This window comes from Phenylobacterium kunshanense (assembly GCF_003254525.1).
Taxonomy (GTDB): Bacteria; Pseudomonadota; Alphaproteobacteria; order Caulobacterales; family Caulobacteraceae; genus Phenylobacterium; species Phenylobacterium kunshanense.
In genome coordinates, this window is sequence record NZ_QFYS01000003.1 from 1 (window position 1) to 13,130 (window position 13,130).

The following is a 13,130-nucleotide window of genomic DNA, read 5'->3' on the forward strand; positions in this document are numbered from 1 at the left end:
GCCCGCGGCGTCGAAAAGAGCTTCCGCAATGGCGAGGAGGTCACGCCAGTCCTGAACGGTATCGACCTCGATCTGGATACCGGCGAACTGGTCGCCCTCGTCGGGGCGTCCGGATCGGGCAAGTCGACGCTGCTTTCCATCCTCGGGCTGCTGCTGACGCCTTCGGCGGGCGAGATCCGGATCGGCGGAGAGCGCGTCGACGATCTCCCGGACAGAGAACGGGCCGTATTCCGCAACCGAAAGCTCGGCTTCGTCTTCCAGGCCCATCACCTGCTTCCCGATTTCAGCGCGCTCGAGAATGTGGCGTTTCCGGCGGCGGCGCGTGCCGGGGGGATCTCCCGAGAGCTGCGCCAGCGAGCCCGCGAGCTGCTTGTCCGCGTAGGGCTCGCGGATCGCGCTGATTGTCGGGCGACGCGCCTCTCCGGAGGTCAGAAACACAGCGTGGCGATCGCACGCGCACTGATCAATCGCCCGCTCCTCGTCCTGGCCGACGAGCCCACGGGAAACCTTGATCGGCAATCGGCCGAGCAGGTGCTGGAGCTGATGCGTGCGATGAACCGAGAGGATGGCGTCACCTTCCTGATCTGTACCCACGACGAGCATGTCGCGGCGCAGTGCGCCCGACGTGTCACCCTGACCGACGGTCGCGTGACTGAGGACGCGAGAAGGGAAGCGGCGAGCTGACGCGGGGAGAATCCTCGTCCCGTGCGGTTCAAGCGGAGCTCTGAATCATGGCGCAGCGGGACGCGTTGGTAGCAGTGTTGGTACGTGGCGTTCCAATAGAGCAATCACCGAGGGAAATTTGAGTCCTGCCGGGCCCACCAGCAGCCAGTTTCAGAAGAGGCATCGGGCTCATCCAGGATCGAAGTCTGAAGTGAACCCTTCCCTGAGCCCGAACCATGCGGCTTCGGCCTCCCCCTTTGCGGGGCAGGGCTTGCTTCGAAAGGTCCGCGTCGGCTGAAGTCCCAGTCCCGCTCCTGGCGGGGGCCGGGACCTGGAGCCGGCGTCCTGGTCGCACCAGTGTTCTTGCCGAGGGCAGTCAGTCGTCGAAGCCGACGAAGACGGCTGCTTCCTTGACCGACTTGCGTTCGGAGACGACGGCATTGGCGGGGAAGGTGTCGTCCGGCCATCCGAGGGCGATGCTTTTCATGATCACCTGGTCGTCGGCGACCCCGGCGTGCTCGCGGACCACGGGTGACTGCATGATGCCCTGGCTGTTGATCACCGCGCCCAGGCCGCGCGACCAGGCGGCGTTGACGAGGTTGGTCGCCACTGCGCCGCAGTCGAAGGGCGCATCGTCGCTGCCCTCCAGTTCCTTGTCGAAGGTCACGATCACGCAGACCGGCGCGTCGAACTGGCGGAAGCCGCGCAGAACCCAGTCCTGGCGCGCCTCCTTGTCGTCCCGGGCGATGCCCATGGCGCCAAAGAGCTGTTTGGCGACGCCCACCTGCCGGTCGCGGTGCTTGCCCTCGAAGGCGCCGCCGACGCGGAACTCGCGCGAGTGGGGCACCCCCGCGAGGTTGCGCTCGGTGTTGCCGGCGCGGATGCGGTCCAGCGGCTCGCCCGTGATGACGTAGAAGTTCCAGGGCTGCACGTTCATTGACGAAGGCGCCCGCATCGCCAGGGTGATGATCTCCTCGATCAACTCCCGGGGAACAGGGTCGGGCTTGTAACCGCGGATGCTCCGGCGACCGAGGATGACGTCGTCAAATTGCATGATGCCTCAGGAGGATTTGGCTCACCCAGGCCGCGGCCGGACCAGGTCTGTAGCTCCTAGCGAAAAACAGTCTACGCGACGTCATTCAAGCCGCGACTTGCGCCGGAGGCGATCACCCACCGCTGCGCCCGACCTGCCGGGCCCGCCAGCGCGGGATTTCGGTTCAGCTCATCACGCCCTCGCCGCAGGCAACTCCAGCACCGCGCGCAGGCCGCCTCGCGGGCTATCCTCGAGCCAGACCCGACCGCCGTACAGGTTGGCGAGGTCGCGCACGATCGGCAGGCCCAGGCCCGAACCCGGCGCCCGCTCGTCGAGCCGCTGACCCACATCGAACACCAGTTCCCAGCTCTCGGGCGGCAGCCCCGGGCCGTCGTCGTCGATGACGATGCGGACGACCCCTTCGCGCGAGGTCGAGACCCCGACGAACACCTCGTCGGTCGCCCACTTGCCCGCGTTGTCCAGCAGGTTGGCGACCATCTCCGCCAGGTCCTGCGTCTCGACCGCCGCTGCGACCTGGTCAGCGCACTCCATCCGGTATCGAATTCCCCGGCGCCCGTGCAGGCGGTCCATGGCTGAGAGTATGGGCGCCAGCGTCGCATTCAGATCCGCCGCCGCGCCGGGCGCGCTGCGCGAGGCCGCCGCTCTTGCCCGGGCCATCTGGTAGTCGATCTGCCGCCGCATCCGGTCGCACTGGGCCAGGATCGCCGACGCGGCCTCTGACTGGCCTGCGGCGCGCAATCGCTCGCCTTCATCCACCAGGATGGCGAGCGGGGTCTTGAGCGCATGAGCGAGGTTGCCGGCCTGGGCGCGCGCCCGGCGGATCATCTCCTCATTGGCGTCGAGCAGGGCGTTGAGGTCCTGGACGAGCGGTCTCACCTCGCTGGGGCTGTCCTCGGGCAGGCGTCGCACGCGCCCGCTGCGGACGTCGGCCAGGGCCGTGCGGACCCGGCCCAGAGGCTGCAGGCCGAAGGTCACCTGCAGGAAGGCCGCGACCACCAGCCCGAGGGCGATGACGCCCAAGGAGAGGGCCAGTGTCCGGTTGAAGTCGGCCAGCACCAGGTCGAGCTCCCGCTCATCGACGCCGATGGCGATCCGCAGGGGCTCGCCGCCCGCGCCGGCCGGCACGATGGTCCGCTCGACGAGGCGTACCGGGCCTCGCGGCCCGGTGATGAAGACATGGCGCTCCACACCGGTGGCCGGCGGCGCACCATCAAGGACGAGCGGATGTCCCGCCAGGGACCCCGACAGCACGGGCGCGCTGCCCTGCCGCTCGATCTGCCAGTAGAAGCCGGATCCCGGTGGCAGGAACCGGGGATCGCTGAGGCGCCGGTGCAGGTAGGGCCGGCCGGTCGGGTCCACCGCCGCCAGGGCGATCAGTTCTTCGGCGTGGCCATGCAGCTCCCCATCGAACTGCTCCGTCACATGCTCGCGGAACAGCTCGGACAGCGCCAAGCCGCTGAGCGCTACGCCGCCGATGATCCACACTACGGACCCGACGATCAGTCGCGCCCGAAAGCTCCGCCAACGCGCCTTCACGTCAACCCATCCGGTAGCCGAGGCCACGGATCGTGCGGATCCGCTCACGGCCTAGCTTGCGTCTGAGGCGGGCGACATAGACCTCCATGGTGTTGGACTCGCGCACCTCCTCCATCGGGTAGACGTGGTCCATCAGTTCGCCCTGCGAGACGATCCGCCCGCGCCGATGCATGAGGTATTCGAGGATCCGCAGCTCCCGCGCCGTCAGTTCGACGGTGTGGCCGTCCACCTGCGCGACGCCGGCCGCGGGGTCGAGGTCCAGTCCGTTGAGCGACAGGACTGGCGAGGCCCCGCCGCCCGAGCGGCGAACCAGCGCCCGCAGGCGCGCCACGACCTCCGCCGACTGGAACGGCTTGCCCAGATAGTCGTCGGCGCCGGCGTTCAGGCCCTCCACACGGTCGGTCCAGGCGTCGCGCGCCGTCAGCACAAGCACGGGCATATTCCGCCCCGCCCGCCGCCAGCGGCGCAGGACGTCCAGTCCGGGAAGGCGCGGCAGACCCAGATCCAGCACTACGGCGTCAAAGGTCGCCGTCTCCCCCAGCTCTGCGGCCTCCTCGCCATCGCCGGCGCGGTCGACGGCAAACCCCGCCTCCGTCAGCGCCAGCTCCAGCCGGCGCGCCAGCTCGCTGTCGTCCTCGACCAGAAGCACACGCATGCGCCTGCCTAGCACGCCTGGGCTGAAACCTGCCTGAAAGCCGGCGCGCGGACGTTCAGCTTCATTTCAGCTTCGCGTCAGGGTCATTTCAGCGAGGCCTGCCAGAGAGGGCTCGCCGTGAACTCCACGGCCAGCGAGGACCCTAAGTCTTGCCGACGCTCAACTCCCGAGTCCGTGGCGCTTTCGGCGCGCTTGCCCTCACTGTCCTTGCCGGCTCGGCCCTCGCGGCATCCCCCCCGCTCGTGAAGGTCACGCCGGCGCAGGAGCGGGCGATGGGGCTGCGCACCGCAGTCGCATCGCCCGTTTCCGAAGCGCCCGTCGCCACTCTGTCGGCCACCGCCGCCCCGGCGATGAACGGGCGTATGGTGGCCGCGGCGCCCTTCGCCGGGACGGTCCTGCGGGTGGACGTACTGGAGGGCCAGGACGTCCGCGCCGGCCAGCCGCTGGCCCTGCTGTTCAGCCAGGATGCGTTGCGCGTGGGCGCCGAGCTGGCGCAGGCGGAGGCCGAGCTGCGCGCCGCCGACGCCGCCAGCAGACGCGCCCGCACCCTGGCCGCCGAGGGGATCATCGCCGGCGCCCGTGCCGAGGAGGCTGGCGCGCGGGCAGGCCAGGCCCGGGCGCTGGTGAGCGAGAAGCGGCGGCTGCTCTCCGCCGCCGGGGGCGGCGGCCGTGCGGGCGAATACGTCCTGCGCGCGCCCATCGCGGGCCGGGTCTCCCAGCTCAACCTTCAGCCTGGGGCGGGGGTCGAGGCCATGGCGCCCGCGGTGGTCATCGACCGGGGTGGCCGGACCTGGCTAGAGGCCAGGCTGCCGGCGGCCCAGGCCGGGCGCGTGAAGGTCGGCGCTGCGGTCGATGCCGAAGGCCGCCGCGGGCGCGTGGTCGCCGTCGGATCGGCCATCGACGCCCGCACCCGGTCCGTCATCCTGCGCGCCGAACTGCCGCCAGAGGCCGAGGTGCTTCCGGGCCGTGCGGTCTGGATGACGGTCTACGCCAAGGCGCCGCCGGGCGCGGTCAGCGTGCCCCGCGCGGCGGTCGTGGCGGTGAATGGGCGCGACACCGTCTTCGCCCGCACCGCCGCCGGCTACCAGCCGGTTCCCGTCGCGCTGGTCGGCCAGTCGCCGACCACCACCGTGGTGACGGGCCTGCGCCCTGGAATCCCGGTGGCCACGGCGGGCGTCAGCCAACTCAAGGCCGCGGCGGGGCGCTGATCGATGTTCGCCCGCCTTGTCAGCCTGGCCCTCTCCCAGCGCCTCATGATCCTCGTGGCGGCGTTCGGCCTGCTGCTGGCGGGGATCGACGCCTATCGCAAGCTGCCGGTCGACGCCTTTCCGGACATCTCGCCCACCCAGGTGAAGATCATCCTGAAGGCCCCGGGCATGACGCCGGAGGAGGTGGAGAACCAGGTCATCGCGCCACTGGAGATGGAGCTCCTGGGCATTCCCAAACAGGCCATGCTGCGGTCCACTGCCAAGTACGCGATCGCCGACATTACCCTGGATTTCCAGGAAGGGACGGACGTCTACTGGGCGCGCCAGCAGACCGCCGAGCGACTGGCGAACGCCATGGACGCGCTGCCGGCCGGCGTCAGCGGCGGCCTGTCGCCGATTTCGACCCCGCTCTCCGACGTCTACATGTTCACCCTGGAAGGGCCGGGTCTCTCCCTGGAGGAGCGCCGGACGCTGCTGGACTGGACGGTCCGACCCGCCCTGCGTGGGTTGCCTGGTGTGGCGGACGTGAATGTGCTGGGCGGACGGGCCCGGGCGTTCGAGGTCGTTCCGGATCCCGCGGCGCTGGCGGCCTCTGGCCTGACGACGGCCAGCCTGCGGCAGGCCCTCGAAGCCGCCAACCGCAACGACGGCGCCGGTCGCCTGATTGAGGGCGAGGAAGCCCTGGTCGTCCGCGTCGTCGGCGCCGCCGTCACGCTGGACGACCTTCGCGCCACGCCGATCGCTTTGCCGGGCGGCGGCTCGGTGCGGCTGGGCGATATCGCCGAGGTGCGAACAGGGGCGCTTACCCGTTACGGCGCCGTCACCGAGGACGGTCGCGGCGAGGCCGTGCAGGCGATCGTGATCGCGCTGAAGGGCGCCGACGCCAAGGCCGTGGTCGCGCAGGTCAAGGCGCGGCTGGCCGAAGTCCAGACCAGCCTGCCCAAGGGCGTCACGATCAGCCCCTTCTACGACCGCTCCGAACTTGTCGAGCGCGCGACCGGCACGGTGACCAAGGCCCTGATGGAGGCGACGATCCTGGTGGTCGTGCTCCTGCTGCTGTTCCTGGGCGAGCTGCGCGCCGCGGTGGTGGTGGCCGTGACCCTGCCGTTCGCGGCGCTCACCACCTTCCTCCTCATGCGGACCTTCGGCCTGTCGGCGAACCTGATGAGCCTGGGCGGACTGGCCATCGCGATAGGCATGCTGGTCGACGCGGCCGTAGTCGTGGTGGAGAATACCGTGGAGCGGCTCAACAGCCCCGACATCAAGGGCTCGCGGAAGCTGCACCTCATCCACGAGGCCTGCCGAGAGGTGGCGACCCCGGTCGTCTCGGGCGTCATCATCATCTGCCTCGTGTTCATGCCGCTGCTGTCCCTGCAGGGGCTGGAGGGCAAGCTGTTCGCGCCGGTGGCCCTGACCATCGTGTTCGCCCTGGGATCGTCGCTGGCGCTGTCCTTCACGCTGATCCCGGTCCTCTCATCATTCCTCCTCAAGCCGCAGCCACACCACGACTCCTGGCTGATGCGGCGGGTTGGACCGGCCTATTCGCGGCTGCTGGAGCGGTCCCTCGCCCGTCCCATGCCCGTGGTGGCCGCGGCGGTCGTCGGGATGGCGGCCGCGGGCGCGGGCTATGTCTTCATCGGCAAGAGCTTCATGCCCACAATGGACGAGGGCGCGATCCTCATGCAGCTCGCAAAGCTGCCCTCCGTGAACCTGGACGAGAGCACGCGCCAGGACATGGCGGTCCAGCGCGCCGTTCTGGAGCGCGTGCCCGAGGTGAAGCGCATCGTAGCGCGCGTGGGCTCTGACGAGCTTGGGCTCGACCCCATGGGTCTGAACGAGACCGACAGCTTCCTTGTGCTGGCGCCAAAATCCGAGTGGCGGCGGCAGGATAAGGCCTGGCTGACGGACGAACTGCGCAGGGTGGTCGCGGACTTCTCCGGCGTGGACGCCGCCTTCACCCAGCCGATCGAGATGCGGGTCTCGGAGATGCTCACCGGCAGCCGCGGCGACCTGGCGGTGAAGGTCTTTGGTCCGGACCTCGCCACGCTCGGGGACTTGGCGGCCCGCATCGAGGCGGTGCTGAAGTCCACTCCGGGCGCGGCCGATGTCTACACGGTAGCTGGTGACAGCCTGGCCTATCTGCAGTTCGACATGAATCGGGCCGCGGCCGGACGAAGCGGCCTGTCGATCGAGGACGTCCAGACCGAACTGAGGGCCCAGATCGAAGGGGCGCCCGCTGGCGTCGTGTTCGAGCCGGGCCGCCGGACGCCGATCCTCGTGCGGGGGCCAGAGGCGGCCCGTGCACAGCCCGAGCAGATCGAGCAGCTTGAGATCGCCACGCCTGACGGGGGCCTCGCACGCCTTTCGGAGCTGGCGGCCGCGCGCCGGGTCGACGGTCCCCTGAAGATCGATCGGGAGAACGCCTCTCGCTTCGCCGTCATCCAGGCCTACGTCACCGGCCGCGACCTTGTCGGCTTCGTTTCCGACGCCCAGGCGCGGGTGGCGCGCGAGGTCCCGTTGCCTCAGGGCTATCGCCTGGCCTGGGGCGGTCAGTTCGAGAACCAGCGCCGCGCGGCCGCGCGGCTGGGGATCGTCGTACCGGCGGCGCTCGGCCTCATATTCCTCGTCCTGTTCGCCACCCTGCGTTCGATGCGTCAGGCGCTGCTGATCCTGGCCAACATCCCTTTCGCCCTGATCGGCGGGATGTTGGCCCTTTGGGCGTCGGGCCAGTACCTTTCTGTGCCGGCCTCGGTCGGCTTCATCGCCCTGCTTGGGATCGCCGTGCTGAACGGACTGGTCCTGGTCTCGCACTTCAACGACCTGATCCAGCGGGGGCTCAGCATCGGTGACGCGGTCGTGGAAGGGTCGCGCCGGCGGCTGCGCCCGGTGCTGATGACGGCCAGCATCACGGCCCTTGGCCTTGTTCCGCTGCTGCTCGCCACCGGTCCCGGCTCGGAGATCCAGAAGCCCCTGGCGATCGTGGTGGTCGGCGGCCTCGTCACGTCCACGCTGCTGACCCTGATCCTGCTTCCCATTCTGTACCGGCGCTTCGGGCTCGAGCGGGGCGCGGCGGCCCGCGAGGTGACTGCATGATCCGACGCATCTTCATCTGCGTTGCGGTGGCGGCCGCCACCGCCTCGGGAGGCCACGCGGCGGAGCCAGGGATTGACCGCCCTCCTTTTCTGCCGCCGGACGCGGCAGTCCTTGAGGTGCTGGACGCTTCGCCACCGGTCGCTCTGGCCCAGGGCCGCCTTTCGCAGGCGCGCGCCGAAGCCCGTCAGTTGGTCGCCGGCGAACACGAGACCACATTCACCGCCACCTTCGACGACCGGCGCGTCCGCGGCGACGGCGACTATTCGGAGTGGTCCGGCCAGCTCAGCCGCGGCCTCCGGCTGCCCGGCAAGGGCCGTCTCGACCGCGCCGCGGGGATGGCCGGGGTTCGCGCCGCCGAGGACGCCGTGGAGGACGCGCGCCACCAGGCCTCCCTCGATTTCGTCGACCGCTGGGTGCGCTGGATGGAGGCCAGTGAGCGCCATGCCATCGACGCGGCGGAAGCGGAGACCTATGCGCGGGAGGTCCAGGCGCTGAAGCGACGCGTCGAACTCAAGGACGCCGCTCTCCTTGAGCTTCAGGAAGCCCAGGGCGCCGAGGCGCGCACCCGCGCGGCCCTTGTTCAGTCGGCCGGCCTGGAGCGCCGCGCGCGCGTGGAGCTAGTGAGCGTCTTTCCCGGACTGGTCCCGCCAGCCACCGCTACGCTGCCGCCGCCGTCGGCGCCGCGGCGGGCTTTCGACCGCTGGGCGGCGCTGATCGTCGAGCGCAGCCACGAGATCAGCATGGCCCGCGCCGAAGCGGATCGCGAGGAGACCCTCGCGCGGCGGGCGCGTCTCGACCGCGCCCCCGATCCGACCATCGGCGTGCGGACGTTCAGCGAGCGGGGAGGGGACGAGACTGGCGTCGGCGTGTTCGTCTCGATCCCGTTCAGCGGCCCGCGTCGGAGTGCGGTCGCCGACCGGCAGGCAGGGATCGCCGCCCAGGCGCTGGCGCGCCACGCGCTGGTCTCGCGCGAGATCCGGGCGACGGCCGACACCGACGTTGTGGCGGCTGAGGCGGCCCTGGCGGCCTGGCATGACGCGGAGACCGCGCGGGCGGCGAGCGAGGTCGCGGCCGCGCGCATCACCCGGGCCTACCAGCTCGGCGAGCGCGACCTGTCCGACCGATTGCTGGCCGAGCGACAAGCTTTCGAGGCCCGCCGATTCGAACTGGCCGCCCGCGCCGAGGCCCATCGCACGCTGCTGCGTATGGCGCTCGACGCGCACGAACTGTGGCTCTCCGAAGAGGATTGACCGCATCACTCCATGCGCCCGCAAGCGTCCGCTTGCCGTCGGCGCCCATGTCGCCTCGTGCCGCATGGCGGTCATCAAGCAAGGATAGTCCCTAGGATCACCGCCGCTTTGGCGGGCCATCTCTCGCTGAGCATGCACGCGCCTCACCTCGGCCGTGTTGTCCGTGCCTCATCGCCTCTGCTCTAGCGGCGCGTCAGTTCCTGCCGGCGGCCTTGTCCTTGTTCGCCTGGCTGATGACGTAGTGCCAGATCGCCTCCGACTCGCCGGGCGCGAGGAGCGGCCTGAAGGACGCCATCCCATTCCCCGCCCGGGCTCCGTCGAGGACAATGGCGTTCCAGGCGGGCAGGCTGTTGAGCGTCGTCGAGTAACGGAGGTCGGGGACGGACTTGTCGGCCACGGCGCCCGCGCCATGACACCCCGAGCAGACACGGCCGTAGGAGGTCTGGCCGTCGATGACCTGCTCGTTGGTGCCAGTAAGGAGCGGCGGGTTGAGGACGCGGAGGGTGGTGGAGGCCTGAGCGGGCTTAAACTCGGCCTCGGGAAGGCGCAGGTTTCCGCCGAGCTTGTAGACCAGCAGGCGCGAGTTGTTCGCGCTGACGGGGCTGGTGCGGACCTGGGCGCCGGGAAGCCCTCGCGCCCCGACCAGGATGGCCACGTACTGTTCGCCGCCGACTTCATAGGTCATTGGCGCGGCGACCACCTTGGCCTGGGTCGGGGTGGTCCATAGCTGGCGTCCGGTGCGTGCGTCGTAGGCGGCGAAACGTCCGGCATGATCGCCGCTGAACACGAGGTCGGCGCCGGTCGCCAGGGTCCCGCTTGCGCCATAGACCGGGTTGGTCATGCGCCAGACCTCCGTCTGTCGGACGGGGTCCCAGGCCTGCAGGTAGCTCGTGATGGGCCCGGGCTTCGGCGCGCCTGGCCGGGCGTACAGCTTCATGGCAGGGCCCGCGTCGACGCCCGTGTTGAAGGCGCGATCGTTGACCTTGAGTTCGGCGGCGCTGCCGTAGGCGCCGTTGTTCACGGTCACCGGCAGGTAGACGAAACCCGTCCGCGGGCTGAACGACCAGGGGTGCCAGTTGTGCATCCCGAGCGGCCCTGGAGTGACGATGGCGGGCTGTCCGGTCCTGTCGAAGCGCGCGGCCGGATTCTCGACCGGCCGCCCCGTCTTCAGGTCCACCCGCTCGGCCCAGTCCGCGGGCGCGAACTTCTCGGCCGACAGCAAGGCCCCGGTACGGGCGTCCAGCACGTAGAAGAAGCCATTCTTCGGCGCCTGCATCACCACGCGCCGCGGGCGACCGCCGACGGGGAGGGTAGCCACCATGATCGGTTGAGCGGCGGTGTAGTCCCAGGTTTCTCCGGGCGTCGTCTGATAGTGCCAGCGGTACCGTCCGGTGTCCGGGTCCAGCGCCACGATCGAGGAGAGGAAGAGGTTGTCGCCACCGCCTGGACTGCGGAACCTCTGGTTCCAGGGCGTGCCGTTGCCGACGCCGATGAAGAGTAGGCCGGTTTCCACGTCGTAGGCCATGCCGTCCCAGACGGTGCCGCCGCCGCCCAGCTTCCACCACTCGCCGGTCCAGGTCTCGGCCGCCATCCTGAGCTCGGGGGTCTCGAAGCCCTTGGCCGGGTCCCCTGGCACGGTGAAGAACCGCCAGAGCTGGCGGCCTGTCGCTGCGTCGTAGGCGGTGATGTATCCGCGGGCGTCGTATTCCGCGCCGCCGTTGCCGATGATCACCTTGCCGCGGATGATCCGGGGTACGCCGGTGATCGTGTGGGGCTTGGCCGGGTCGGTGGTCTGGACCGACCACGCCACCTGGCCGGTTCTGGCGTCGAGCGCGATGAGGCGGCCGTCCAGCGCGCCGAGATAGATGCGCCCCTTCCACGCCGCGACGCCGCGGTTGACCACGTCGCAGCAGGCGATCTGTCCCACGGCGCGGTCGACCTTGGGATCATACTCCCAGAGCTTGCGGCCCGTGGCCGCGTCATAGGCCTTCACCATGCTCCAGGCGATGGTGACATAGAGCACGCCATCCACGACGATCGGCGTCGCCTCCTGACCGCGCTCGGTGTCGATGTCGGCGTACCAGGTCAGGCCCAGCCGGCCGATGGTCGCGCCGCTGATCTGCGTGAGGGGGCTGTAGCGCTGCTCGTCGTAGGTTCTGCTGGCGGCCAACCACTCTCCCGGGGCGGTGGCCTGGAGCCGCGCGCCATCGACGGCGCGCGCGGGCGAGAACCCTGCGACGAGCCCTCCAGCCAGCAACAGGCCGGCGGCCGCCGGCAACACAGACTTTCGCATGGTTCGTCGCCCCGTGACGGGCCGACGCTGGTCGGCCCGCTCCCCCTCGTTGGACCTGTTCTCTAAAGTCCCGCTAGCCGCCCATCATTTCCTCGAAATTGCGCCGGTAGAAGCGGTCCTTGTCATCTTCCGTGACGCCTTCGAAGGTTTTCTCGAACCGCCCGATCGGATCGGTCGTCCCTTCGGGATGAGGGTAGTCGCTCGAGAAAAGGAAAAGCTCCGGTCCGGCGTCCCGGATGAGCGCGCCGGCGTCCTCGCCGGGGAACGGCGTGAACTTGATGTGCCGGCGGATGTAGTCGGAGGGCTTCAGGGCAAGCGCCTGCAGCAGTGGATCGGTCTTGCTGAAGCTGCGGTAGCCCAGGTCCAGTTGCTGCAGGAACCCCGGGACCCAGGCGGCGCCGAACTCGATAACGCCGCCTCGCAATTCGGGGACGCGGTCGAATAGGCCGTCGTAGATCAGGGCGGCCAGGAACATCTGGGCCGAGAACGGCAGGACGACGAAGTCCTTGAAGCGGAGATTCTCACCTCCGCCATGGAGGTCGGGGGATCGCGGCTTGCCGTTGTTGGCGTACTCGGGCGGCAGCATCCGCGTGCCGGGGCCGATGTGCAGCATGAAGGGGGTCCTGGTGTCTGCCAGCAGATGCCAGAACGGATCGAGCTCGGGATGGCCGGGCGACATGCCGCCGGCGGGCGTGGACGGCACCCACACCGCGCCACAGCCCTGATCGATCGCCTCGGCCGCGATCTCCAGCGCGCGCTGCGGATCGTCGAGCGGCACGAAGGCCACGCCGATGAGGCGGGGATCGGCGCAGAAGGCCGCCATGGCGCGGTTGTGCGCCCGTGCTCCGCCGTAGAGGACATCGGGATTGCTGGAGGTGCGGAAGATCGCCAAGGACGATGTGGCGAAGACGAGCTGGCGTGCAAAGCCGAGCCGGTCCAGCGCTTCGCGCCGCTCGTCGGCGTCGAAGGCGCCATAGGCGATCCAGCCCTTGGGGCCGGCGATCAGGTTGTCCGCGGCGGCGGCGCTTGCGCCTGTATCGCCCTTGCGCGCCCGCGCCTGAGCCACCTGGCGCTCGATCCGCTCGGGTGTGGCCCTGGCCGTCAGGCGCGGAGCCAGCGCCTCATCGGCATGCGCGGCGAGCCAGTCGCCCGGCTCCATCACGTGGCTGTCGGCGTCGTGAATCACGCGGCCTGCGGCATAGGGCATGTGAACCTCCCATTTTTTCTGACGACCTCACCAAATTACCTGGTCAAGTCGGGGCGTCGCTTCGGTACGGGCCGTTGCGTCGTCGACTGGCGCGGTGAATCCCGTCCGTCCTCATATTGACGATTGAACCATTATCATCGCAATACGGCGCACGAAACAACACCAATGGGG

The 13,130-nt window shown here is 69.7% G+C and carries 9 protein-coding genes; 4 read left to right on the plus strand and 5 right to left on the minus strand.

Annotation, left to right across the window (positions count from 1 at the left end):
• Positions 1-684 (plus strand): ABC transporter ATP-binding protein (locus DJ019_RS08155; RefSeq protein ID WP_111275533.1); only part of this gene is annotated, 684 nt, incomplete at its 5' end.
• A gap of 355 nt (positions 685-1,039) precedes the next feature.
• Here the strand turns inward: DJ019_RS08155 and DJ019_RS08160 are convergent.
• The 3 genes from DJ019_RS08160 to DJ019_RS08170 form a co-directional block, all read right to left on the minus strand.
• Positions 1,040-1,717: a nitroreductase gene (locus tag DJ019_RS08160; protein WP_111275534.1), complete on the minus strand. Its 678-nt coding sequence runs from the start codon at positions 1,715-1,717 to the stop codon at positions 1,040-1,042.
• Positions 1,718-1,888: 171 nt separating this feature from the next.
• Entirely contained in the window at positions 1,889-3,253 is a 1,365-nt protein-coding gene (locus tag DJ019_RS08165) for an ATP-binding protein (protein ID WP_165843938.1), read from the minus strand.
• A gap of 1 nt (position 3,254) precedes the next feature.
• Positions 3,255-3,908: a response regulator transcription factor gene (locus DJ019_RS08170; RefSeq protein ID WP_111275536.1), complete on the minus strand. Its 654-nt coding sequence runs from the start codon at positions 3,906-3,908 to the stop codon at positions 3,255-3,257.
• A 272-nt stretch (positions 3,909-4,180) separates the two neighbouring features.
• Between DJ019_RS08170 and DJ019_RS08175 the strand changes: the two genes are divergently transcribed.
• Genes DJ019_RS08175 through DJ019_RS08185 form a run of 3 tightly spaced genes read left to right on the plus strand, consistent with a single transcriptional unit; the run spans position 4,181 to position 9,459 of the window.
• Positions 4,181-5,116, plus strand: coding sequence for an efflux RND transporter periplasmic adaptor subunit (locus DJ019_RS08175; RefSeq protein WP_111275537.1), 936 nt, complete (start codon positions 4,181-4,183; stop codon positions 5,114-5,116).
• A gap of 3 nt (positions 5,117-5,119) precedes the next feature.
• Positions 5,120-8,209: an efflux RND transporter permease subunit gene (locus tag DJ019_RS08180; RefSeq protein WP_111275538.1), complete on the plus strand. Its 3,090-nt coding sequence runs from the start codon at positions 5,120-5,122 to the stop codon at positions 8,207-8,209.
• Complete coding sequence (locus DJ019_RS08185) at positions 8,206-9,459, plus strand: TolC family protein (RefSeq protein WP_111275539.1); 1,254 nt, start codon at positions 8,206-8,208, stop codon at positions 9,457-9,459. Before DJ019_RS08180 ends, DJ019_RS08185 begins: the two co-directional genes overlap by 4 nt.
• Positions 9,460-9,652: 193 nt before the next feature.
• Here the strand turns inward: DJ019_RS08185 and DJ019_RS08190 are convergent, their stop codons facing one another.
• The gene (locus tag DJ019_RS08190; protein WP_111275540.1) at positions 9,653-11,752 is read right to left on the minus strand and encodes a PQQ-dependent dehydrogenase, methanol/ethanol family; all 2,100 of its coding nucleotides are present in this window, start codon (positions 11,750-11,752) and stop codon (positions 9,653-9,655) included.
• 73 nt (positions 11,753-11,825) lie between these two features.
• Positions 11,826-12,959, minus strand: coding sequence for an amidohydrolase family protein (locus DJ019_RS08195; RefSeq protein ID WP_111275541.1), 1,134 nt, complete (start codon positions 12,957-12,959; stop codon positions 11,826-11,828).
• Positions 12,960-13,130: the final 171 nt, after the last annotated feature.

What these genes read in the sequence shown, in the direction of transcription:
- DJ019_RS08160 (WP_111275534.1), bottom strand. Translation starts at nt 1,717, where the DNA reads ATGCAATTTGACGACGTCATCCTCGGTCGCCGGAGCATCCGCGGTTAC.
- DJ019_RS08170 (WP_111275536.1), bottom strand. Translation starts at nt 3,908, where the DNA reads ATGCGTGTGCTTCTGGTCGAGGACGACAGCGAGCTGGCGCGCCGGCTG.
- DJ019_RS08175 (WP_111275537.1), top strand. Translation starts at nt 4,181, where the DNA reads ATGGGGCTGCGCACCGCAGTCGCATCGCCCGTTTCCGAAGCGCCCGTC.
- DJ019_RS08180 (WP_111275538.1), top strand. Translation starts at nt 5,120, where the DNA reads ATGTTCGCCCGCCTTGTCAGCCTGGCCCTCTCCCAGCGCCTCATGATC.
- DJ019_RS08185 (WP_111275539.1), top strand. Translation starts at nt 8,206, where the DNA reads ATGATCCGACGCATCTTCATCTGCGTTGCGGTGGCGGCCGCCACCGCC.
- DJ019_RS08190 (WP_111275540.1), bottom strand. Translation starts at nt 11,752, where the DNA reads ATGCGAAAGTCTGTGTTGCCGGCGGCCGCCGGCCTGTTGCTGGCTGGA.
- DJ019_RS08195 (WP_111275541.1), bottom strand. Translation starts at nt 12,959, where the DNA reads ATGCCCTATGCCGCAGGCCGCGTGATTCACGACGCCGACAGCCACGTG.